Origin of the sequence: Gemmatimonas aurantiaca T-27, assembly GCF_000010305.1 — a bacterium.
GTDB lineage: Bacteria > Gemmatimonadota > Gemmatimonadetes > Gemmatimonadales > Gemmatimonadaceae > Gemmatimonas > Gemmatimonas aurantiaca.
The window spans coordinates 2,412,347-2,436,518 of record NC_012489.1 but is presented as its reverse complement, the minus strand read 5'-3'; the positions used below and the strand labels follow the sequence as shown (position 1 = coordinate 2,436,518).

The 24,172-nt window shown below is 64.4% G+C and carries 16 protein-coding genes; 8 read left to right on the top strand and 8 right to left on the bottom strand.

Features of this window, described 5'->3' with window-relative positions; genetic code table 11:
• Positions 1 to 219 precede the first annotated feature (219 nt).
• Positions 220 to 3,342: a SusC/RagA family TonB-linked outer membrane protein gene (locus GAU_RS10660; RefSeq protein WP_012683568.1), complete on the top strand. Its 3,123-nt coding sequence runs from the start codon at positions 220 to 222 to the stop codon at positions 3,340 to 3,342.
• 14 nt (positions 3,343 to 3,356) lie between these two features.
• A complete protein-coding gene (locus GAU_RS10655; protein WP_012683567.1) occupies positions 3,357 to 4,745 on the top strand; it encodes a hypothetical protein in 1,389 nt (462 codons plus the stop codon).
• Between the two features lie 90 nt (positions 4,746 to 4,835).
• Here the strand turns inward: GAU_RS10655 and GAU_RS10650 are convergent, their stop codons facing one another.
• Positions 4,836 to 7,259 carry a carbohydrate binding family 9 domain-containing protein gene (locus GAU_RS10650; RefSeq protein ID WP_012683566.1) on the bottom strand — a complete coding sequence of 808 codons (2,424 nt, stop codon included), beginning with the start codon at positions 7,257 to 7,259 and terminating at the stop codon, positions 4,836 to 4,838.
• Positions 7,260 to 7,533: 274 nt separating this feature from the next.
• Between GAU_RS10650 and GAU_RS10645 the strand changes: the two genes are divergently transcribed.
• From GAU_RS10645 to GAU_RS10630, 4 genes are all read left to right on the top strand, one after another.
• Positions 7,534 to 8,247, top strand: coding sequence for an SH3 domain-containing protein (locus tag GAU_RS10645; protein WP_012683565.1), 714 nt, complete (start codon positions 7,534 to 7,536; stop codon positions 8,245 to 8,247).
• A gap of 7 nt (positions 8,248 to 8,254) precedes the next feature.
• Positions 8,255 to 8,716, top strand: coding sequence for a type II secretion system major pseudopilin GspG (gspG, locus tag GAU_RS10640; RefSeq protein ID WP_012683564.1), 462 nt, complete (start codon positions 8,255 to 8,257; stop codon positions 8,714 to 8,716).
• Positions 8,717 to 8,897: 181 nt separating this feature from the next.
• Positions 8,898 to 9,338, top strand: a complete 441-nt coding sequence (locus tag GAU_RS20820) for an RrF2 family transcriptional regulator (RefSeq protein WP_012683563.1) — start codon at positions 8,898 to 8,900, stop codon at positions 9,336 to 9,338.
• A 64-nt stretch (positions 9,339 to 9,402) separates the two neighbouring features.
• Positions 9,403 to 10,362 (top strand): glutamate--tRNA ligase family protein, encoded by a 960-nt coding sequence (locus GAU_RS10630; RefSeq protein WP_083765587.1) that lies wholly within the window; start codon positions 9,403 to 9,405, stop codon positions 10,360 to 10,362.
• Between the two features lie 135 nt (positions 10,363 to 10,497).
• Here the strand turns inward: GAU_RS10630 and GAU_RS10625 are convergent, their stop codons facing one another.
• The 4 genes from GAU_RS10625 to GAU_RS10610 all read right to left on the bottom strand — a co-directional run bounded on the left by GAU_RS10625 (position 10,498) and on the right by GAU_RS10610 (position 13,804).
• The gene (locus GAU_RS10625) at positions 10,498 to 11,838 is read right to left on the bottom strand and encodes a M20/M25/M40 family metallo-hydrolase (RefSeq protein ID WP_012683561.1); all 1,341 of its coding nucleotides are present in this window, start codon (positions 11,836 to 11,838) and stop codon (positions 10,498 to 10,500) included.
• A 133-nt stretch (positions 11,839 to 11,971) separates the two neighbouring features.
• The gene (locus GAU_RS10620; protein ID WP_012683560.1) at positions 11,972 to 12,481 is read right to left on the bottom strand and encodes a ubiquinol-cytochrome c reductase iron-sulfur subunit; all 510 of its coding nucleotides are present in this window, start codon (positions 12,479 to 12,481) and stop codon (positions 11,972 to 11,974) included.
• A gap of 65 nt (positions 12,482 to 12,546) precedes the next feature.
• The gene (locus GAU_RS10615; protein ID WP_012683559.1) at positions 12,547 to 13,068 is read right to left on the bottom strand and encodes a hypothetical protein; all 522 of its coding nucleotides are present in this window, start codon (positions 13,066 to 13,068) and stop codon (positions 12,547 to 12,549) included.
• Positions 13,069 to 13,084: 16 nt separating this feature from the next.
• Positions 13,085 to 13,804, bottom strand: a complete 720-nt coding sequence (locus tag GAU_RS10610; RefSeq protein ID WP_012683558.1) for a hypothetical protein — start codon at positions 13,802 to 13,804, stop codon at positions 13,085 to 13,087.
• 104 nt (positions 13,805 to 13,908) lie between these two features.
• Here GAU_RS10610 and GAU_RS10605 point away from each other — a divergent pair, with 104 nt between their 5' ends.
• Positions 13,909 to 16,158, top strand: a complete 2,250-nt coding sequence (locus tag GAU_RS10605) for a BamA/OMP85 family outer membrane protein (protein WP_041265450.1) — start codon at positions 13,909 to 13,911, stop codon at positions 16,156 to 16,158.
• Entirely contained in the window at positions 16,158 to 20,882 is a 4,725-nt protein-coding gene (locus GAU_RS10600; RefSeq protein ID WP_012683556.1) for a translocation/assembly module TamB domain-containing protein, read from the top strand. Before GAU_RS10605 ends, GAU_RS10600 begins: the two co-directional genes overlap by 1 nt.
• 24 nt (positions 20,883 to 20,906) lie before the next feature.
• Here the strand turns inward: GAU_RS10600 and GAU_RS10595 are convergent, their stop codons facing one another.
• From GAU_RS10595 to GAU_RS10585, 3 genes are all read right to left on the bottom strand, one after another.
• A complete protein-coding gene (locus tag GAU_RS10595) occupies positions 20,907 to 21,605 on the bottom strand; it encodes a PEP-CTERM sorting domain-containing protein (RefSeq protein ID WP_041265449.1) in 699 nt (232 codons plus the stop codon).
• A gap of 127 nt (positions 21,606 to 21,732) precedes the next feature.
• Complete coding sequence (locus GAU_RS10590) at positions 21,733 to 23,196, bottom strand: ABC1 kinase family protein (RefSeq protein ID WP_156798985.1); 1,464 nt, start codon at positions 23,194 to 23,196, stop codon at positions 21,733 to 21,735.
• On the bottom strand, positions 23,193 to 24,146 hold the full coding sequence (locus GAU_RS10585; RefSeq protein ID WP_041266417.1) for an SDR family NAD(P)-dependent oxidoreductase: 954 nt from the start codon (positions 24,144 to 24,146) through the stop codon (positions 23,193 to 23,195). Before GAU_RS10585 ends, GAU_RS10590 begins: the two co-directional genes overlap by 4 nt.
• Positions 24,147 to 24,172: the final 26 nt, after the last annotated feature.

The window sequence follows — 24,172 nt, the reverse complement described above, 5'->3', positions numbered from 1 at the left end:
GTATCCGGTGTGCCAGTACCCCGAACGGACGGGGAGAGTCCGACGAACTGTACGGATTCGATATGGACGGTCGCGGGACGATCGGTTGGTGATGGTGGTTGTCGTACTGCAGGGCTAATGTCGCGCTGGTCAATGCTCGTCGCTGCATGGTGACGGTGAGACCCGGGCGTGGTGTCGGGGCCTCAGCGCACCTCTTTTCATCCTGAGGAGATACGCTCTATGCTCCACTCCTGGCGCCCAGTGTTGGCGCTCGCGGGACTGTTGGCTTTGGCCGGTGCGCCGGCACAGGCCCAACAGTCGTCGGTCGGTTCTCTGTCCGTCACGGTGACCGATGCGGCCAATCAGCGGCCGGTCGAAGCTGCACGAGTGTTCGTGGTCGGAACCTCGTTCGGTGGTCAGACGTCGACGGAAGGCAAACTGGCCTTGCGGAATCTGCCGGCTGGTGAGCACACCATTCGTGTCCTGCGCGTGGGGTATACGGAACTGTCGCGTCGCGTCACGATCGCGGCTGGACAGGTCGCGACGGTGGACGTCGCCCTCGCGACGGCTGCCGTGAACCTCGCGGCCGTCGTGACGACGGCCACAGGTGAACAGCGTCGCGTGGAAATCGGCAATGCCACAGCGAACATCGACGCATCGAAGGTCACGGAAGCGGCCGCGGTCAGCAACGTGAGCGATCTGCTCAACTCCCGCGCGCCTGGCGTACAGGTGACCAGCGGTTCACAGACCGGTACCGGCGCGCGCATCCGTGTGCGTGGCACCAACTCGGTGAGCTTGTCCAACGAGCCGATCTGGATCATCGATGGTGTTCGCATGACCAGCGATCGTGGCAGCTTCACCACGGCGACTGGTTCGGGCACCACCACAGGCGGCAACAATCCGAGCCGCACGGGTGACCTCAACCCGGAAGAAATCGAAAGCATCGAGATCGTGAAGGGCCCGTCGGCGGCCACGCTGTACGGCACCGACGCCGCCAACGGCGTGATCCTGGTGACCACCAAGAAGGGACGTGCGGGTGCGCCCCGGTGGACGATCTACGGCGAAAACGGCACGGTGTTCGACAAGAACTGGTACCCGACCGCCTACTCCCTGTGGGGCAAGCGTACCGGCCAGACGGTGTCGGCGCGCGACTTCTGCAATCTGCAGCGCGTGGGCCTGGGCCAGTGCTCCGTGGACTCGGTCAGCACGCTGAACATCTTCGACGAAAAGGACCTGACCCCCGTAGGCACTGGCAACCGCCGCCAGATCGGCCTGCAGGTGGCCGGCGGCTCGGAGTCGGTGCGCTATTTCATGTCTGGCGAGGATGAACTCGAAGTCGGCGTGCTCGAACTGCCGGAGTTCGAACGCAACCGCATGAACGCGGAAGGTTCGAAGATCTATCGCTGGACGGATCGTCCCAATCAGTTGGGGAAGCGGTCCCTGCGGTCGAATGTGAATGCCACGTTCTCGCCGAAGCTCGATATCGGTATGACGGGCAGCTTCATGAACATCAATCAGCGCTATTCGCTGGAATCGAACGCCACGGCCGGCTTGGGCTCCCACGTGTTTGGTGGTCCGGGTACGCGCAACAACGGTACGGTGTCCGGCCTGCCCGGTGTGCCGCTCAACGGCTATCGCGGCTGGACGCCGGGTTTGATGTGGCAGGAGCTCACGGCCCAGGAAGTGAATCGCTTTATCTGGTCGAGCCAGGCCAACTACCGCCCGACGAGCTGGCTGTCGACCCGCGCTACGATCGGTAACGACTGGAGTGGCGAGAACAACGAAAACCTGCTGCGTCGTGGTGAAGGTCCGCCGCTCTCGGCGACCACCCGGTTGGGTGCCCGTGGTCTTGTCCGTCGGCAGATCAACACGCTGTCGGCTGACGTGGGCGCCACCGCGCAGTATGGCTTCCTGGGCTTCCAGCAGAAGACCACGGTTGGCGCGCAGTACATCGGCTACAAGAACACGCGTGCCAACACCGGTTCCCAGCAGCTTGCCCCTGGTGGCATCACGGTGGACGCCGGCAAGATCCTCACGGTGAGCGAAGCGACCACCGATCAGCGCACATTCGGTGCTTTCATCGAACAGTCGCTGGCGTGGCAGGATCGCCTGTTCCTGACGGCCGCGGTGCGCTCCGACCAGAACTCGGCGTTTGGCACGAACTTCCAGAGCATTCTGTATCCGAAGGCCTCCATGTCCTACCTGGTTTCGGAAGAGGACTGGTGGAAGGCACCGTCGTTTGTGAACTCCATGCGTCTCCGGTACGCGTACGGTCAGTCGGGCGTGCAGCCAGGCCCGAATGATGCCCCGCGATACTACTCGGCAGGTACCACGAACCTCAATGGCGTGGACGAGCCGATCATCGAACAGGCGGCGCTGGGCAACCCGGACCTCAAGCCGGAACGGTCGGCGGAACACGAAATGGGCTTCGAAGCCCAGCTCTTCGGGTCGCGTGTGACCTTCGACTACACGTACTACAGCAAGATCACGACCGACGCGCTCATCCAGGCCGTGCTGCCGCCGTCCTACGGCACGGTGGCGAACCAGTATCGCAACCTGGGCTCCGTGAAGAATGCCGGTATGGAACTCGGCATCACGGCGCAGCTCGTGCAGAAGAATGCGTTGGGCTGGGACATCAACCTTGCTGTGGCGGGTAACGACAACAAGGTTGTGTCGCTCGGCAACACGCCGCCGCAGATCGGCACGAGCTCGCGCACGGTGGCGGGTTACCCGGTGCAGGGCCTCTGGGCTGCGCCGATCACCGGCTGGGAAGACAAGAACGGCGACGGACTGCTCACGTATTACGCGGACGCAGCGCGCAACGAAGTGTTCGTGGCCAACGACACGATCTTCCGTGGTTATGCCACGCCGCGCTACAACACCACGCTCACGAACGGCATCGACCTGTTCAACCGCAAGCTCCGCCTGCAGACCATGCTCGACTGGCGCAGCGGCAGCCGCTGGTACAACAACACGGAGCGCATTCGCTGCACGCGCCCGAACTGCAACGGCCGTCTGAACACGGGTGCATCGTTCGAAGAGCAGGCCATGAACATCGCGGCCAACGAACATTCGCAGCGCACGCTCGATGGCTTCTTCCAGCCAGGTTCGTTTGTCCGTCTGCGTGAAGCGTCAGCCCAGTACACCTTCTCGCCGGAAGTGACGCGCAAGCTCATTCGTGGCCGCTCGCTGTCGCTCATCCTGACCGCGCGTAACCTGGCGTTGTGGACGAAGTATCGCGGTAGCGATCCGGAATCGGGCTTCAACACGACGGCGACGAACAACGCGTCGGACGCGCCGAGCGAGTTCCAGACGATCGCTCCGCCGAGCTTCTTCATCATGCGCGTCAACATCGGATACTGAGGACACCCCGACCCATGACATCATTTCGACTTTCGGGCCGGCGCCCGTTCCGCCGTGTGGTTGGTGCTGGAGCGACGCTTGCGCTCACGCTGAGTGCGTGCTCGTCTGCCAACGAGCGGCTGCTCGGTGTAGTGGACCCCGATATCATCAATCCGGCCGACATCACCAACGCCGCCAGCGCGATTGCCCTCGGCAACGGCGCGCTGGACCAGTTCCGTCGCATCACGGGCGGGAATGAAAGCACATGGTTGTTCGGTGGTCTGTTGGCCGACGAATGGTCGACCAGCTCCACGTTCATCCAGAACGACGAGACCGATCAGCGTCGTATCGCCGAGAACAACTCCTCGGTGACGGGCATGCTTCGCACGATCTACCGCACCCGCACGCGTGCCAACGAAGCGTTGACCTCGCTCCGGCAACTCAGCCCGGACTCGCGTACCCTCATGGGCGAGCTGTATCTCGCCCGGGGCTATGCCGAGCTGCAGGTGGCGTCGGACTTCTGCAACGGCATCCCGATGAGCAACTCGGGCTTGTCGGATCCGGTGGATGAAACACCGAAGACCACCCAGCAGGTGTTCCAGTATGCTGCGGCCTCGCTCGATAGCGCGATTGCCATGGCGAATGGCACCGACGCAACGAGCGTTGCGGTGAACCGGGCGGCTCGCATTGCGCGTGCCCGCACGGCGCTGGCACTGGGGGCATTCACCGAAGCGGCGCCGTTTGTGGCCGGTATCCCGAGCACGTTTGCTTACCGGCACTCGTTCTCGTCGGTGGCGGGCGCCAACATTCTGTGGTCACAGCCGCTCAGCCAGCGTCGCTACAGCGTTGGTGACAGCGTGGAAGGCAATTCGCGCGACATCCTGGTGACCAACGCGCTTCCGTTTGCGTCGGCCCGCGATCCGCGCTTGCCGGTCACGATCCCGACTTCGGGTGCGATCAACGGTCAGGACGGTCAGACGTACACCCGTACCACGGCGATGTGGGGGCAGTTCACCACGGTCGACGTGGCCATGGGCGTTGATGCCCGCATGATCGAAGCAGAAGTGGCGCTGCGTGCCGGCAACGTCACGCAGTGGCTGGCGATTCACAACGCGCTGCGCGCCGCGCCGCCCAAGCTCCATGAAATCCAGCCCGCCGCGATGCCGGCGCTGGTCGATCCGGGCACGGAAGCCGGCCGCGTCTCGCTGCACTTCCGCGAGAAGGCGTTCTGGACGTTCAGCCGCGGCCAGCGCCTGGGCGACATGCGCCGCCTGATCAAGCAGTATGGCCGCACCCAGCAGCAGGTGTTCCCGCAGGGTGTGCACTACAAGGGCGGCAACTACGGCGTTGACGTGAATCTCCCGATCACGCAGGCCGAGCAGAACAACACCAACTTCAAGGGCTGCACGGATCGCGCGCCGTGATCTCCTGAAGGACCGTGGAAAACACAACGCCCCCCGATCCACTGGATCGGGGGGCGTTGTGTTTGTGGTTCGCGATGAAGCGTGGAGACGTTATTGCAATCGGAACAGATAACTCAGCTTCGCGAAGAACACATCCGACGTACGACGCAGTGACTCGGGCCCCTGCGGGCTGTTGGCCGCCAGCGCATCGCCGTAACCCACATAGAACACGGTGCCCGGATTCGGCAGGTACGAGAACAACACGTCGATACGGGCCCGCGTGCGCTCGAAGCCGGCCGCCCGCGAGAAGGTGCCGTTGGCGGCGCGCAGGTAGATGGGCAGCTCGGTACGCGAATCGTCACGCAGACTGTCCTGCTTCACCTTGGCGTATTCGCCAATGGTCCGAATGAAGAACTGACGCGTGAGCTGATACTCGAGGCGCAGGCGTGGGGTGCTGCGACGCAGCACGCTCGAGCCATCGGTCTTGCGGTTGAATTCCTCATAGACCCACGTACCGGCAATGCGGATCTGTTCGGTGGGACGCAGGGTGAGCGTCTGATTGAGATTCAGGATGTTGGCCGAACTCCACTCCTGAAAATTCTCGTCCTGTCCGAACACGGCCACGCTGCTGAAGCTGAAGCGCCGGAACTCCGGCGTGCCCACCGAGATCACCCCGTCGTAGTTGGGCAGATAGGGCGTGCCGGTGTAGGCCACCGTATCCACACCACCGCCCGTGCGCGGACGGAACAGGTAGTAGTTGCTGTACAGCGCCTTGTCGTAACCGAACTCCTCACGCAGGAACTGCGCGCCTACCTGCCAGCCGCCCTTGAAGCGTGTGTTGGTGCGCAAATGCAGTTGCACGTCCTGCGCGGGCCGGCGGGTGACGAGATCGGCATAGCGGTAGCGGCCGAGCATGTAAATTTCGGGGCTGAACACTTCGATCAGCCCACCACGCTTGGGGAAGATGTTCACCCGATGGGTGGCGTTGATCAGCGACACGCCCGTGCGGGCAATGAACCCGCTTTGTGCATCGAAGCCGTCGGAGATCGCGCTGAATCCGTAGCGTGCATAAAACTCACGTCCGTTGCGGAGCAGGGACACGTCCCACAGCGGGGCATTCGTGCTTTCCGTGTTGCCGCCCGTGAAGCTCGACGCGAGCTGCCCCTGCAGGCTGTACACGCCACGCACGAGGCGACCGTCCACGCCCAGTACCCGGTTCCACGCCTTGCCGTCGGCCTTGTCGGTGTAGACCATGCCGAGGCGGCTCTGCTTGCCCATGTCGCGCTGCAGACGCACGATGTTGTACATGGGCGAATGGTCCCCCGTGGCGGAGACGTCGCGGCTGTCCACGGCCGAGAGCACGCCGATATCGAAGCCCTGATGTTTGCCCGTGAGTTTCGTGGCAAACACGGGCTGCGCGATACGGCGCGTGTAGATCAGCCGATTGGGCGTCTGAAACTGCTCCTGCGACTCCAGAAAGAACGGTCGACGTTCCGCGAAGTACACCGCTGCACGCGGATCGAGCGAGTACTGCGTGGCGTCGGCTTCGACTTGTGAGAAATCGGGGTTGGCGGTGCCGGACAGCGTCAGGTTGCTGGTGATGCCCCAGCGGGCACTGCCGCCGATCTCCGGGTTCTCCGCGCTGTACTTCCAGGTGGCACCGTTACCTGGCCCAGCGGGGTTTGGGGCGCCGGTGGCACTCGACGTGATGGTGGGGATCAGGTCGACCGTCAGGCCACGCTGCAGGTTCTTGAGGCCCGTGAGGGTGCCGGACTGCGCGAGGAAGCTGGCATTGGATCGACGTGTGGCCGTCCAGGTCTGCTCATGCCCTGTGGCCTGTACCGTGCGCACCACGTTGAGCTGCCAGGTCTGCTGATCACCAGCCCGGTACCGGAGGCTCTTGAACGGGATGGTGATTTCCACTTCGAAACCGAAGTCGGTGAGCTGTCCCTTGGAGCGCCACACGTAGTCGGGCGCGAGATCATTGGATTCGCGGCCACGAGACGCACTGCTGAGGAAGCCACCGCCCGACGAGGCGCCCGTTTCGGTCAGCACGCCATCGCTCTGGATGCCAAACGGGTTCACGGCAAACACCATGGCTTGCCGGCTGTCGTTGTAGGTGCCCAGGAAGAGCTGAATGTTGTCGTCCTGGGTGATCTTGTCGCGATCGGCCAGAGTGGCGCGCACGGTGCCCTTGGGGGCATACGCCCGTACGCCGACGTGCAAGGCGGTGCCGGTGTACCACACCAGTACCTCGGTGCTGTCCTGCGCAGCGATGCCATCGTTCGGGAAGAACTGCGAGAAGCCGGTGAGCGTCGCGGCCTGCTGCCAGACCGGTTCGTTCAGGACGCCGTCTACCGTGTTGGTGCCTTCGAGACGCGGGATGGCGACGGCCACGGCCCCGCGGCGTCCATCGTAAATCGGGCCAGGTTCAGGGGTGGCGGGTGCGGCAACGGCTACCGGGGGGACGGGCACACCGGGAACGGCCAATGGCGCCGCCTTGGCCAATGCCAGCAGGAACAGAGAGGTGACCACGTGGGAGGGGTGGTGGAGAGCGAACGACCGGGTGGAGGCCGGCGGGGAGGGGTGGCACGGGCGCGCGTGGCAAATAACTCGGGAACGATACGTACAACCGGTCTTTCACGCTGCTATCCGGGGACGAAGCCCTTCGCCGTGTGACGAGACCGCTGTGGAGGCTTGCTCGCTGACACGTAGCGCCAAGTGAGCCACTGATCAATAGTTACGGCACGGTGTGAAAACCGTCTCATCACGGGTGGCGCAGTCCGGCGTCGTCACGGCTTCAGGGTCCATGGCATATCTCCGTTGCACCGAGTGCGGATCGAAAGCGTTGCGCGCGGCATCACAGTGCCCGCGATGCGCCCATCCGTTCAACCTCCATGACGCGCGTGGCGAACGCGTGAAGCTGAAGGCGTGCCGTGGATGTGGAATTCTGCATCGGCCCGACGCGGTCTGTCATTGGTGCGGCGAAGTGAAGTCGACGTGGCGCCTGAGTGGACCGGCGCTGCGCAGTGCGGCGGCCATTGCCCTGACTGTGACCGCTGCAGGCGGTGTGTGGCGCTACGGGCCGGCCTTGCGTGATGTCACGTCCGCCCTGGCGGCCACCGCCATCGATCATGCGCCTGATCGCGTTCGCACGGTGGCCGCTGGCCCGACGAACGCGGCATCGGTTGCCGTTGGTCAGTCGATCGCTGCTGATGCCGCGTTGGAGGCCGCATTGGATGCTTCGGCCGGTGTGCTCGACATGGGAGACAGCTCGATGGTGGCCAACGGGCTCACCACCGCTGATTCGATTCAGTGGACACCCGCGGTGGCGCGCACCTGGGTGAACGTGCGCAGTGATGCGAGCCGAGGCGGTGAAGTGGTCGGCGTCATCAAGCCGGCGTCACGGGCCATGCTCGGCACTGATCGCGCGGGCTGGCGTCAGGTGCGCCTGAGCGACGTCACCGGTTGGGTGGATCCGCGCCTGTTCGAACCGGACAGCCTGCGCACGCGTGGTGAGTAAGCGCCGTATGCGGCTGTTCCGCATACCGCCGGTTCGCATATCGCAGGTCCGATCGCCACGTGGATTGACGCTGATCGAAGTCCTGGTGGTCATCGTCGTCATTGCCATCCTCGCCACTCTGGTGGCCCCCAATCTCTTCCGTCATGTAGACGATGCGCGCGTGACCACCGCTCGCGCACAGATCGAAAGCCTGGTGACGGCGCTCGATGCCTATCGCCTCGACAATGGGCGATACCCCACGACCGCACAGGGACTTGGTGCGTTGTGGCAAAAGCCGACGATCGAACCGCCCATGAACTGGACGGCGCCGTACCTGCGCAAAGCGGCACCCAATGATCCCTGGGGGCGACCATACGTGTATCTCGCGCCGGGGCTGGTGAATCCGTCCACCTACGATCTGCTGTCGTATGGTGCCGATGGCACCCCGGGTGGCGAAGGGGAAAACGCCGACGTGATGAGCTGGAAGTAGCGGGAAACAGCGGCGGGGCCGTAGCGGACACGGTTGAGGTGTGGGGAAATACCTGACATGTGTGTCGGGTTTGCCGACGTAAATCCGCACCGTTCCCCGACTTTGCCGAGCGAAGGAATCGACGAATCTCAGTGCACCATGCGGATTCAACGCGTTTGTCGACCTTCACCCGATCAACTCCATGCTTTCGGCGACTGCTGAACATGCCATGCGCGCCGTGTTGCTGCTCGCGCGTCACGGCAACGCCACGGCGCTCTCGGCCGATGCCATGGCCGACCAGCTCGGCGCCCCCCGCAACTATCTCGCGAAGACGCTGAACGCGCTGGCCAAGGCCGGTGTGGTGCACAGCGCACGCGGAGCGGCGGGTGGTTTTACACTGGCCGTGCCTCCCGATGTGCTCACGGTACAGCGGATCATCGCGCCGTTTGATGATCACTCCCGGGTTCCTGCGTGCCTGCTGCGCAATCACGCCTGTGATTCGCTCAATCCATGCGCGCTGCATGATCGTTGGAACGCCATCGTGGGTTACGCCGGGCGGCAGTTCGCCGTGACCACGGTGGCAGATCTGCTGTCCGATATCCCGGCACGTGCGGGGCAGCCGGAGTTGGCGGGAACGCTCTAACGCCCGCTGCGAGCCGTCCGCCGACATGCGTTGAAGTTGAAGCCCCCTGCGCGTAGCGTGGGGGATGTCCCTGCGACCTGTCTGGTGTGAATCGTTGGCGGCTCGTCTTGGCCAGGCCGAGGGTGGGCGTCCATGGCGTACCCGGTTCGCGCCGGCCCCCACGGGCTACATGCATCTCGGACATCTGGTCAACGCGATGCACGTGTGGGGCATTGCGCGCGCGCACGGTGGCGAAGTGTTGTTGCGCGTGGAAGACCATGACCGTACCCGCTGCCGTCCGGAGTACGAGGCGGCCCTGCTGGAGGATCTCGAGTGGCTGGGCTTCGAGGCGGACATCCATCCGGTGTCGTCGTTTCGTGGCGCACCGCAGGGGCTGAGTCACCCAGCGCGACAATCGCAGCAAGGGGGCCGCTATGCATCCGCATTGCACCGATTGGACGCTGACGGATGTGTGTACGCATGCCGTTGCACGAGGCGCGACATCGCGCAATTGGTGCCACACGCCCCCGGCGAAGAACCGCGCTATCCGGGCATCTGCCGCGATCTCCGTGTGGCGGACGCGGAGAGTTGGGCGCGGCGTGTGCGGCTCGATCCCGCCACATTCAGCTTTGATGACCTGCGATTGGGACCACAGAGCCAGTCACCTTGGCGGCAGTGCGGCGATGTGCTGGTCCGCGATCGGCACGGTCAATGGACGTATCAGTTTGCCGTGGTCGTCGACGACCTGATACATGATGTGGATGTGATCATCCGCGGTGAGGATCTGCTCACCAGCACGGGGCGTCAGTTGCAACTGGCGTCGCTGCTGGGCAGAGAGACCGCGCCACTCTTCCTGCATCACACGCTGCTCGTGCACGCCGATGGCAGCAAATTGAGCAAGGCCAATCGTGACACGGCGCTGCGTGATTTGCGGGCCGATGGTGCTACGGCTGCCGCACTCCTTGGTGAAGCGGCCGTGCGTGCCGGACTCCTGTCGGCGCACCGATCCCTGACGGCGCTCGATGTGCCAGCTTTGTTCGTCTAGGCCTGACTGAGCGGATCACTGAACGGCTTTGCCGCGGATGACACGGAAACGCGCGGAAACGACACGGATGCCAACAAGTATTTTGATCCGTGTTGTTTCCGCGCGTTTCCGTGTTATCCGCGGCAAAAAATGCTGTTACTTCACACCCAGCAGGCCGAGCACGACCAGCATGACCCACTGCGGACCCTTGTAACCATCGGTGCGGTCGTCGTAGCTCTCATCAAGCGAGTGTGCACCACGACCCACGCCACCCCCATCGAGCGTGACTGCCGGTCGGCCAAGATTCATCGGCACGTTGGCGTCGGTGCTGGACGTGGTGAGCGGCGTGTACACGTTCATCGTACGCGCTGCGGCGAGTGAGGTGCGCACGATCAGCGATGTGTCCGGCGTGGAGCCGGCTGGCCGGATGCCGATGGTGTCGATCACCAGATCGAGCGCCGCCTTGCTCTGCGGCCAGCGTGCCTTCTCTTCGGTGATCGCCTGACGCAGCGCCTTCTGCAAGCGGGCGTCGATCTCGGCCAGTGCCGTGGCTGATTCGCTGCGCAGATCGATTTCCATGATCCCTTCGAAGGGAATGGAGTTCACCGACGTGCCACCGGAAATGATGCCGACGTTGAACGTGACCTTGGGCTTCGTGGTCGCTTCCAGGTCGGCGATCTTGGCGATGGCACGACCCATGGCATGAATCGGGTTGGGCATGCCGAAGGCGCCGTAGCTGTGACCGCCCGGGCCCTTGTAGTGCACACGATAGCGGTTGCTGCCGACGCCACCGTTGGTGATACCAAAGCCGGTGCCGTCCACCGAAATGAAGAGATCGATGGAGTCCTTGAGCGGACCGCTGAACAGCGCCCGCGTGCCACGCAGATTGCCCGGACCTTCTTCACCCACGTTGCCCACCACCAGCAGGCGGCCACCAAACGGCACCTTCTGCGTGATGATCTGACGGGCGACCGAAAGCACCACTGCCAGACCGCGGCAATCATCGCCGATTCCGGGGCCGGTGAACTTGGTGCCCTCGCGCTTCACCGTCACGTCCGTGCCTTCGGGGAACACCGTATCGAGGTGTCCGGCCAGCAACAGGGTCGGGCCCGGGCGTGTGCCCTTGATCTCACCGATCACGTTGCCTTCGCTGTCGAGACGCACGTTCTGGATACCCAGCGCTTTCATGCGATCCCGATAGGCCGCCGCGCGGGCAGCTTCCTTGAACGGCGGCGCAGGGATCTGGCACAGCGACACCTGCTGCTCGAGCGTCCAGGCATTGTCCGACTGGATCTTGCCCAGCGCCGCGACCACGGTGGGATGCGTGGCCAGTTTGTCGATGGAGGCTTCGAGCGGCGTGGCCGTGGTCTTCTTGGCCTGGGCCGGCTGGGCGCTGTTCTGCGCCACGGCTGCGGCGGGGAGCCCCAGCAACAGTGCAGAGGCACGAAGCGCCGGAAGCAGGCTCCCGGCGCGGGTGGCGAGTCGGAAGGATCGCATGACGTCGGAACGAGGTCGGATGGTGCAGGCGTCCGTCAGGCGGAGCGCCACTCGACAGGGAACGTCGCGCGTGGTGACGGTCAACGGAAGCCCGGCCGGGCGATCCGTGGCCGATCGTGCTGTCTTCGAAAGCCTAGAGCTTCACGAGGGCAGCAGCCCAGCGGGCGGGATCCTTGTCGCTTTCGAAATAGCGGTCGGGATCGACCACGAGCGCGTCTCCCTCACGGGTGATCGGCAGGCGGTCCATGTTGCGCGTGGCGCGGCCGCTGATGAAGGTGCCGTTGGGCTGGTACTTGGACTTGTGCTTGGGGCACTGAAAGCCGCCATTCCTGGGCAGCGTGCGCAGCGCGGTGTTCTCGTGCGGACACGACAGCGCGAAGGCATACACCTCCACGCCCACTCGGCACAGGATGATCTCGTTCTTTTTGTCGATGGACACCCCATCGGCCGCGGGAATGGGGTAGCGCACCGCACCGCCCACGACACGCGGCTCGAGTGCGTCGAGGGTGCGCCACGGGCCGGCAAGCAGTGTGCTCCCCAGCGCGCCCAAGGCCAGTGAGCCAGCGCCCGCGCGGAGGAAATCACGCCGCGTGGTGCAACTCACGCAGGCGTCGTGCGACGCATCAGGAGATGGCGTGGACATGTGTGGTGTCGGCGTGCAAAAAGGCGGAAACGAGAATGTCGACGGACGATGCCTCAACCTGTCGATCAGGTGTTCCCGAGAATCACACCCAACACGACGAGACCCATCCAGCATCCGAGACTGATCCAGGCGAACCGACGCAACGCGCCCCACGGCAGGGCCGGATCGGAGCCGTCGATGGCCCGCTCCATGGTGGAACGCGCCGCGGTGATGACCTGTGTTTCGGTGCGTCGCATCAATGCCCCGTTGATCAGCAGCATGGCAAAGAGTGCCATCTTGGACCAGAACAGGGGTGAAATCGCGAACGTACCGAGATCCGCGGTCGCCAGTGCGAGGCCACTCACCACGGTCAGGCAGAGGGCGATCAGTACGACCCCATGGGTGGCCTTGAGATCCTCGCCGGCCGCCAGATAGGCCTCGCCGGTGCCGGGCTGCGCACGCAGCACGCGCCGATCGGTGCCCAGCGCAATGCCGCCCCCCACAAACAGGCTGAGGATGTGCATCACCAACACCGACGTGGAAAGTGGGGTGCTGGAGATGTAGAGGTCCGCCCACGGTTGGGTGAGCGTGATGAGTGCATCGAGCATCGTGGGGGTCTGACGGTCAGTTGCCTACCAGCATGATCAGCCAACTCGCCGTAGAGACACCCATCGAGGCCAGGTTCACGTTGCGGTGCTGTCGACGTTTGGTATCAGACTGCTCCGCGTCATCGGCCAGCTTCGTACCGGCATACGTGAACCCGCCACTGGCCGCCATGAACAGCGCCGCATGCAGGAATCGCCGCTTGCGCCGGATGGGGTCGTGACGGCCTTCCCACAGATTCCAGACACCGGTCACGGTGTTGGCGCCGAACAGGACCGCCGTGGACGTCGCCGCAGCAGGGTGCACATTGCGAGCCCACGACGGCGCATCACTGCCGTCCTTGAGGATCTGGTCGCCGGAGAAATACGACGCCGCGAAGAGCGGCAACATGGCCCAGCTCAGCGTGCGGTGAATCATCAGGCGGGTGCCATAACCGTCGGAGTACTGCACGGCGCGCGGGCGGCGGCGCACCGTATCCTGGGGCGTGGTGTCCAACCGTGCGAAGGACCGGCGCAACGCCACGGGACTCAGGACCACTCCGGACGACGGGGTGGGGTGCGGGTCGGCGAGCCCAACGATTGTGTCCACCGTCACGCCAGCATCCACGACCAGCGCCGAATCCCGGACCATCGAGGGATCCCCGACGGGGGCCCTGAGGGTATCTCGGTCCTGCGCCGCCATCACCGTGGGTGTGGTGATCACCCCAAGCACCAGGATGAGCAGGCGGAGTCGCAAATACATGTAGGGCTCCTGAACGTTGAGGTGACTCTGCAATCTACGCCGTCTCGCGGCCCCGGCACTTAGATTCGTGACCACATGACACTCCGCCACGCCCCTTCGACTTGATGATGCGGTTTCGGACGCACCTGCGTGACTTTCTGCGGGCCTGGGTACCGGTGGCGCTGCCACTGCTGCTGCTACTGTCGGTGTTGCCGGGTGTCGCGATGGCACAGGGCACGACCCGTTGCGACGACGATGAACGGGTGCGGGCGGTCTCGTTCAGTGGCAGCCCGGCGTTCGACGACATGACGCTGGCCGCCAGCATCCTGACGCACGAACCGGGCATCCTCAAGCGCTTGCTCGGTATCGGAACCGCGCCCTGTCTGGATTCGCTGGAAATGCGCCGCGATGCGCTGCGTATTGCGGTGCTGCATCGCCAGGCGGGGTGGTTTCGTGCGTCCGTCACGCCCGATCTGCAGCAGCGCAAGGACGGCGTGCGGGTGCGCTTCATCGTGATACCTGGCCCGGAAGCGAAGATCGATACGGTGGATGTGTCAGGGCTGCCGGAAGCGCCTCCGGGTCGTCGGCCATATGGGCAATCTTTGCTCGCGTTGCAGGGAAATCGGTTCGACCGGACCGCGGTGGATGCCACCGTGATCGCGGTGCTCGGTCGACTGCGCGAGGTTGGGTTTGCGCGGGCCCAAACGCCAGTGACGAAAGTCACGATCGATTCCGCGACGGCCAAGGTCTCGCTCGGGTTCGTCTTCGAAACGGGATCACGGCTGCGCATCGGTGAAGTGAAGGTCAATGTGCAGCCACGCAAGGAAGGCGACCGGCAGCGCATCGATTCGAGCGAGGTGGCGCGCCTGGTCGCCATCGATCCGGGTGATCGGTACAGCACGTCGGAAATCGTGGATGCCCAGCGGGCGCTCTATCGCTCAGAAGCGTTTCGTCTGGTGCTGCTGGACACCTTGCCGATGCAGGGGCCGGGCGCCGATACGCTGATCGGACTCAAGGTGTCGGTCGCCGAAGCCCAGACACGGAGTGCGCGTGCAGGCGTGGGTTGGGCCACACTCGATTGCATGCGCGTACAGGGCCGTCTGGTGGACCGTGGTTTCCTCGGCGTGGGACGCCGTGTGGAATTGACGGCGCGGGCGTCGAAGATCGGCGTCGGTGATCCGGCGGGATTTGCGCCGTCGCTGTGTGCGCCGGCCACCCGAAAGGACCCGTTCAGTGAAAAGCTGAACTACTACCTCGGGACCAGCATCTCCAACTCGCGACTGTTCGGATTGCCCGTTGCGCCAACGGCATCGGTGTACAGCGAGCGGCGCAGCGAGCCCTTTGCCTACCTGCGGGAAACCACGATCGGCGCCATGACGGAAGTGAGCCGCCAGTTCTCGCCGCGTCTGGTTGGTTCGGCCGGTGTGCAGTACGAGAATGGCAAGACCACTACCGACCCCATCACATCCTGCACACGCTTTGGACAGTGTCAGCCGGAGGAGATCATTCTCTCGGCTTTCGGGCGTGGTATCGGCATTGCCAGCACGTCGGTGTCGTACGACCGCACCAACGATGTACTGAATCCCGCGAGGGGCTGGCGCGTGCGGGGTGAGCAGCGAGCGGGTATCACCTACTCGGAGCTGGTGTCCACCCTGCGCTTCTACCGCAGCACCATCGAAGGCGCCACGTTCCTGCGCGCCTTCAAGGGGGTACTGGCCCTCCGGGTCCAGGCGTCGGGTGTGTTTGCGCCGGGGGCAGATCTGGTGGATGGTACGCCGCTGCTGCCGCAGCAGGAGCGATTGTTCGCGGGCGGTCAGAACTCGGTGCGTGGCTTCCAGCAGAATCTGCTCGGACCGGTGGTGTACGTAGTACAGAACGTGGACACCATGCCGCTGCCCAACGGCGACTTTGGTGTGGAGGCGAAAGCTGGCGCGGTGGCCGACCGTGCGGTGCCACGCGGTGGTACCGCCATGGTCGTTGGCAACATCGAGTATCGCCGAGGCTTTCGTTTTCTCGCCGAAGAGTTGCAACTGGTGACGTTTGTCGATGGTGGCTCGCTGTGGGAAACGAGTTCACATCGCTTCAGTTGGAAGGATGTGCGCTACACCCCTGGGGTGGGGATACGCGTCGTCACCCCACTTGGCCCCTTCCGCATGGACGTGGGGTATCGACCGTATTCCGCGACCGCAGGACGCGCGCTGTACATCAATCCCAGTACCACGGAGGGGGACATGTTTTATTGCGCGAGTCCCCGTACGGACCCGGACGCCGACTACAGTGATGTGCTCTCCTGTCCGGCAACATTCCGTCCGCCCAGCGGTCGCGGTTTCCTGTCCAAGCTGGTCTTTCACTTCGGCCTCGGGCACGCCTTCTGATGACGTCCCTGCGATCGAAGTTCAGCTCCGCAAAACAGCGTCGCTTCTGGTGGGCGGCGGCCTTGTTGCTGTCACTGGGAGCGGGGGTGGTCACCACCTATTGGTGGCTCACCGGCACCGAAGGCGGTCGGTCGTGGCTGCTGGCCAAGGTGATCGAAAGCGCCAATGGCACCTTCGACGGACGTGGCGCGCTACGCATCGGTGCACTGCGTGAAGTGAGCCGCGGGCGCATCGTAGCCGAACAGGTGGCATTGGTCGATACGGCGGGCGTACCGGTGGTCACGGCCGAGCGGGTGCAGGCTTCGATCTCGTGGAGCGCCTTGCTGCGGAAAGCCATCCGCGTGAACGACGTCGTGGTGGACAGTCTGGTCATGGATCTGCGGCAGGATGCGCCCGGCACCCCGTGGAACATCGCGCATATCATTGCCGGCGACACCACCACAAAAGTCCCGTCGATCACGCCCGGATTCGGTGACGACGTACGCATTTCCTCGGTGGCGATCACGGGGGCGCACATCACCACCTTTGCGCCATGGGAACCCCACCCGATCTTCACGGGCGCGGCGCGAGACAGCATCATCGCGCTCCGCGACAGCACGTCCGACCTCACGGCGGCCAGTGGTGGGCGCTGGTTCGAGCGGCGCACGATTGCGCTCAACCGGGTGAAGGCGCATGACATCGTGGTCGTCGATCTGCTCAAGCGGCCATCGTCGCTGGAGATCGATTCGCTGAGTGGGGCGATCTCCGCGCCGCCGGTGTCGATCAAGCAGGCAGCGGGACGTGTGACCTGGACGTCGGATTCGCTGATGCTCGACTTGCCGCGTGTGGAGCTGCCCGCATCGGTGGGCAGTGCGGTAGGTACCGTGGCCTGGAATCAGCCGGGGGCCGTGCGCTACGACGTGCTGGTGAAGGCCGACGCGGGGTTGTCCGATTTGACCTGGGTGTGGGATGTGTTGCCCACCGAGGGTCGTGGGCAGGCCACGGTTCGCATGCGCACGCTCGAAAATCCGGACGACGCGGAGTACGCACTCAGCAATCTCGATGTCGAGACGGGTGGGTCTCGCGTGCGTGGTGGCATTGCGATCACCGTGCGGCCGGCCGACCTGCTGCTGCATCGGGTGGATCTGGCCTTTGCGCCGCTGCGCGCCGACCTGTTGCGGCGTATCAGCTACGATGCTGTGCCGGAGAGTGTGAAGGGCAGCCTCACTGGCCGTTTTGTGGCAGCCGAAGGCGGGCCGCTTTCGGCGCTCAAGATCGATCTGCTCGATGCGCGCTTCACCGATGAAGCCGTGGTGGCCGGCACGCAGGGTACCGCGGTGTCCAGCGTGACGCTGCGAGGCACCGTAGGCATTGGCGCCGAGCCCAGTGCGCGTGACATGAACGTGAGCAGTCTGCGGGTGGATCTGCGGTCGATCAAGCCGTTCCTTCCCGATACGCTGGCATTGGACGGCGTACTCACGGGTGCCTTGCAGTTACGGTCGGCCGATCTGGCACGGGCCGACGTGCCGCAGCTCGCGTTGGTGTGGACCGACGCGGCCAGCAATGTGTCGTCGGTGCGAGGACGGCTCACCGCGCGATATGATCGCGATGATATCGAGGTGAACACGAATCTCGCGTTTGAGCCGCTGTCGATGCGTGCGATTGCCCGGATCGACACCACGATCCCGTTGCAGTCGCGACTGGCCGGGCGCGTGGCGGTGGAAGGCACGCTGTCCGCGCTGACATGGCGCGCCGAGCTGGCGGCGTTGGGCGAAGAGCAGGCCGTGCCGACGGTGAGTGAATTCGCGACCGCGGCGCCCGTTGCGCCGTCTCCGGCGGATTCGACCAAGGCCATCGCCAACACCGTGGCGGACGTCAGTCCCCGCGACACGGCTGCGGCCTGGGCACGCACCGTGGCCCTGTCCGGCACGGCTTCGATTGGCCAGCGCACCTGGCGCGCCACGGCGGATGGATCGCTGCATGGGGTGGATGCGCGTCAGTGGTTCGGACGGACGGATATTCCGTCCACGTCACTGCGCGGGGAGCTGCACGTGGCGGGACAGGGTCCGCTCGATACCCTGGCTGCGCCGGCGGCGGCGGATTCCGGCGATGTGCGTGTGCTCACCGGACGGGCCGTGGTGCAGTTGCAGCAGACGCAGAGTGATGGTCAACCCTCGTTCGATCTCGTGGCCAGTGCGCTCCTGGATCCGCGGCGCCTGGTGGTGGATTCCGCGCTGGCGCACTTGGGTGGTGTCACGTTCGAAGCGCGCGGCGGACTCTCGCGTGATTCCCTGCAGTCGGACACGCTCCAGGTATCGGCGCGCAGCGATTCGCTCGATTCGGCGCGCCCCGAACTGACACGACTAGCAGGCATGATGATGCCGCTCGATTCCGCTTCGGCCGTCACGTTGCGCGATATCGCCGCGGACACGCTGCAGGGCGATCTGTCGTTGTCCGGCTACGTCGTGGGCAGCTTCACGGCCGCCGATGCCAACGTGGCACTCGGTGGGCGTGCGTTGCAGGTGGGTGCCATCAAGGTGGGGCGCATCTTTGGATCGTTGCACGCCGAAGATGTTTTCCGCCGACCCACCTTCGAAGGCACGGCCACATTCGATGAAGTCACGGGCATTGGTGCCGTGCGCATTCAGAGTGCCACGGCGCGTGTGACGGAAGCGAGTCCGGACAGCGGTCAGCTCGTGTTCGATGTGGGTACGGAAACCGATGCGCAGTTGGTGGCGCATGGAGCCTATGCCATCAAGGCGGGCACCAGCACCATCACGTTGGATACGCTGCGGTTGTCCTACGACGACATCACCTGGCGTTCGCAGCAGCCGATCGTGGTGGCTTCGGATTCTGCGGGCCTGCGTTTGCAGGCTGCGGAACTGCGCTCCACGGTTGGTGGTGTGCTGGCGGTGGATGCCGATGTGCCTTCCACCGGTGACGTGCGCGGGAACCTGCGTCTCGAGCGATTCCCAGTGGGTGAGGTGGCCACCTTGTTGGCCGGTGTGCAGCCGTTCAATGGCACGCTCACGGGTACGGCGGAGTTGCGTGGCAATCGCCAGGCACCGCTGATCTCCTGGCAGTTGACCGGCGACTCACTCGGCGTGAACGGCTACCAGCTTCCCGCGGTGAATTCGAAGGGCAGTTATGCCGAGCAGCGCCTGGTCGCCGAAGCGTCATTGGCCGATTCGCTGGGCGGTGCGTTGCGCGTGACGGGGCGCATTCCGATCGACTTGCGTATTGCGTCGGTGGAGAAGCGTCTGCTCAGTGATGCGGTGGAAGGGGCCCTCATTGCCGATTCGTTGCGTATTCAGGCTCTGCCGGTACGCATCGATGGGGTGAGCAATCAACGTGGTGTGCTCTCGGGTCGGCTTTCACTCGGCGGCACGTTCGAACGGCCCAGCGCCACCGGCACGATGATCCTCGACGGCGCCGGCGCGAGCCTCGATGATCTGGGTATCGCCCCTTCAGAAGGGCGCATCGTCGTGCGCGCCAATGCCGATTCCGTGGTACTGGAGTCGCTGCGCCTGCGTAGCGGGCGTTCGGCGGCCGATACTCTCGCCGCGCGGGGCGTGTTGCTCATGCCGGCCAACGATCCGATGCAGGTGGATGTGCGCCTGACCGCGAACAACTTCGAAGCGTCCCGTCAGCGCGACGGCACCGATCTCGATGTCAGCGGCAATGTGCGCATCAATGGTGCGCTCAAGCGGCCCACCGTGAGCGGCAGCCTGGCGGTACCTCGGGCCAATATTGTCGTGGATCCCCTGGGCGAGCGCGTGGCACTCGATCTCTCGTCGCAGGCGGCACGTGAGTTGCTCGGTGTCGACGAGGTGCCGGTGGCGGAGTCGGCCGCGCAATCACTGTCGGCGTTGGGCACTCTCATTGCCGTGGAAAACGCGCGCGTGGAACTGGGCCAGGAAGTGTGGGTGCAGACACCCGAAGCCCGCGTGAAACTGGGCGGCAATCTGACGGTGGCCATGAGCGATGACCGACTCGTGCTCGATGGCGAGATCACTGCCAATCGCGGGCAGTACCGTCTCAAGGTTGGCCCGGTGGTGCGCGGCTTCTCCATCGACTCGGGAAGCGTTCGGTTCTATCCGAATGCGGAACTGGCGCCCACGCTGAATATCAATGCCTCCAACACGTTGCGCGTGACAGGAGGAGAGGAAGTCCCGATTCATCTGCGCATCAGCGGTGGCTACGACCAACCTGTGCTGACCCTTTCCAGTAGCGATCCGCTGTACTCCTCAGCGCCGGAGTCGGAGATCATTTCGCTGCTGATTTTTGGTGCGCCCACCTTTGCACTCGATGGGCAGAGCCAGAAGGTCGTCACGGACGTATTGCTGCAATCGGTGGGTGGGGCCTTTGAAGGCCAGTTGCAACGCATCTTGCCCGGAAACTTCAACACGGTGCAAGTCAGTACTTCGGGCAGTGGTGAGACCGATACGAAGGATCTGCTCAGTGCTCAGACCTTGCTCAATCTCAACCTGAGCATTTCGGCCGGTAAGCAACTTGGTGATCGCACCTATCTGCGATTGAATACCGGTGTGTGTCGGGGATCGGCGCAGAATGCCGCGCGCGCCTCACAATTCTGGGCCGGCATTGCCGCCGAATACCGCATTGCACGCGGCTGGTTGGCGCAGGTGGGTGTGGATCCCGGTTCGGCTCCCTGCACCCAGTTCAATATCGCAGACAGGCCGCAAATGCAGCTCGGCTTCGACCTGTTCCGCAACTGGGTTTTTTAGTCGCGGAACAGATCGAACATCGACTCAGGCGCCGATCACACGGCGCCGACGACGCGCAACGCCGATGAGCACCAAGCCACTGCCCAAGAGGGCCCAGGTGGAAGGCTCCGGAACAGAGCTGCTGGGCACACTCGTGAGATACTCCTGGCTCGACACTTCGCCCTGGACGTTGTCATCACTGAGCACGTACCAGTTGTTCGTGAGCGTTACGGCGTCCGCCGCCGGCAGGAATCCGGCGAGTGACGAGAAACCGGTGACGCTGGCACCGAACATGTTCCACAGTGTGCCCTGGATGTTCACGGCATTGAAGACGGCGCCGCCCACACCATCCAGCGAGGGATCGTACTGCTCGATGAGCCATGCGGCCTGACGGTACAGACCCGGGTCGTTCGTGCGCGTCTTGCTGAAGTCACCGTCGCCGGCGATACCGGTGGGGTTCGAGACAAACGCCGTGGAGTAGTAGCTGTCCAGGCTGGGGTTGGCAGGATTGGGCAGATCGATGCACCACACGATGCTGTTCGTGAGGACGGACGTGCCCGTGAGACCGAATTGCAGGTTGAACCCTTCAAGGTCAGCGAGATACGGGCCGGCCAGATGGCCGGAGAGCACCCCGTTGGCGGCCTGATCACCCTTGTAGGTGACATTGCCCACCACCGGTGCCTGTGCCGAGGCGCTGGACGCCACGAGTGTCAACGCTGCTGCGAGTGTTCGGAGCCGGATCATTGTTTTGGGGGAGAGAAGTGAATGAGGTGCTACCTCCCCACGGTATCGCGACCGTCTGCATCCGGACATCCAGCAGTGTGCGGCAACGCACGCTGTGATGTGGCGCAACGTTGCGAGTAACGACAAGTCACGAAATGTGTCGTTCCCCTGACGCCGACTGCAGACGCTTGCTCCATCCGGTGACCCAACTCATCGCCGTGCCGGCCAGTGCTCCAAGTGTCGCGGCAAATGTTACAATCGGCTCCCGATGCCCATCATCGCCAAGGAGCGCCGAGAGCAACTCGCCACGCAGTCGAAGCACCACCGGTGATGCCACGCGCAGGCTGTTGAAGTGACTGTCGTACCGCACGCCCACGCCTTCGATCAGCGCGGCGGTGCGGGCGAAATACACCAGTTCTCCCGGCAGCACGATGGGCCAGTTGAGCAGCTCCCGCATCACCCGTTCGGCGAGCACCTTGGCCCGATCGGCCATGGAGGTGTCGCGGTAGGCGATATCGAGCAATGTGGCCACCAGATCCCGCATCGCCTCCGGTGGCGTGGAATCGGTAGCGATCATACCCAGCGCGTAGAACCCGGCGGCCGTGGCATCGGGATCCCGATTGATCGCTGCCAGAATGGTATCGAACAGCGCCTTGCGGGTCGTGACCGAGACATCGATAACCATGCCAAAGTCGAGCAACACGAGGCGATTCTGGCGGTCCACCAGCAGGTTGCCGGGGTGAGGGTCCGCGTGAAAGACCCCGTCGCGCAGCATCATCCGGGCATACGTCTCGATCAGCGTTTCGGTGAGCATGCGCGCCGACACCCGACCGGCCGCAATTTCGGCATCGAGCCGATCGATGCGCGTGCCTTCAAGAAACTCCATGACGATGACGTCGGGGCGGGTGAGCGCCGCCTCCACCGCCGGGATGCGCAGTCGCGGCTCGTTGGCAAACCGTTCCCGCATGCGCATGCACTGCATGCCCTCGCGCACGAAGTCCATCTCTTCCGGAATGTGCCGGTCGAATTCTTCCAGCACGATGGCGAAGCCGCGCACGTGGTGGTGCGGCCACTGTCGGTACAGCCACGCCACAATGGCCCGGGCCAATCGGGCGTCCCGCAACACGATCACGTCCACGCCCGGGCGCAGCACTTTCACCACCACATCGCGCCCCTGGTATCGCGCGCGGTGCACCTGGCCGATGGATCCTGCCGCCAGCGGTACCGGATCGAGGGCATCCACGATGGACTCGGGCGCCGCCCCCCACGACCGCTCGAGCGCGGCGCGGAGGATTGGCCAGGGAACCGGCGGCACCTGATCGGTGAGACGGGCGAGCTGCGTGAGATACGGTTCGGGCACCAGGTCGGTGCGTGCCGAAAAGACCTGCGCCAGTTTGACGAAGGCCGGCCCGAGTGCGGCGAGATGATGCACCATCGCCCGCGCACGACGCTCATGGAACGCGGCCGAACGGGGGACCGGATCGCCCCACCGGATCCAGCGTCGGCGGTCGCGCAGGAACGAACACACAATCGGGGCTATGCGCCAGACGATGACGAAGAGACGCGGGACGTCACGCCATTGCAGTGGTGTCCTGGGACGTTCGGTGCTCAAGAGCTCTCACCGGCAGACGACCGCGTGGCACTCGCCGACAAGGCGCTGTCGGCCACCAATCGATCGGCATCCAGTTCCGTCAGCGAGGCACTCATGGCCCACAACTGCTCGGCGCGTCCGTCATCGCTGGCCGCGCGCGACAGCGAACCCGGACGACGTTTGTACCAGTAGCCGCCCGACGCACGAAGCACCGATTCGTCCAGGGTCGTGGCGAGCCATACCATCGTATCGGCACCCTGCTCAGGCGTGACCGAGCGCAAATCCATGACCCGACGCAGGAATCGCCCCATCGATCCGTTGTTCGTCGCAAAGCGTGTGCTGACCACACCGGGATGCATCGTATGCACCACCACGGCGTCATGAGGCAGTCGGCGGGCCAACGAGCGCGTGAACCAGATGTTGCACAGCTTCGAGTTGCAGTAGGCGCGCCAGCCACCAAAGTCGGTGGCGCGTGCCAGGTCGGCCAGATCGACGCGGGCGTTTTTGTGCGCCCGGCTGGCCACATTGATGATGCGCGCCGGTATGCCGGGCTGTGTGGGAGATTGCGCCGCCGCCTGCAGGGAGGGGAGCAGCTCCAGCGTCAATGCGAAGTACGCCAGATGGTTGAGCGCAAAGGTGCGCTCGATGCCGTCCACCGTGAGCTGTCGCTCGAGAAACATCGCCCCCGCGTTGTTGCACAGCACATCGATGCGCGGATAGGTCGCGCGCAGGGCGCTGGCCAGTTCCTGCACGCCGGTACGCGTGGAGAGATCGGCAATGCGCCAACTGACCGTGCGACTGCCGGTCTCCGTCATGATGCTGCGCGCCGCGGCCGCCGTCTTGGCTTCATTGCGGCCGACCATGACCACGGTGGCCCCCTGCTGCGCAAAGGCCCGCACAGCCGCGCGCCCGATGCCGTCACTCCCGCCGGTCACCACGATCACCGGCGCGTGCCCGGTCCGGTCGATCATCGGCATATGGGGCCAGGGGCAGGGGC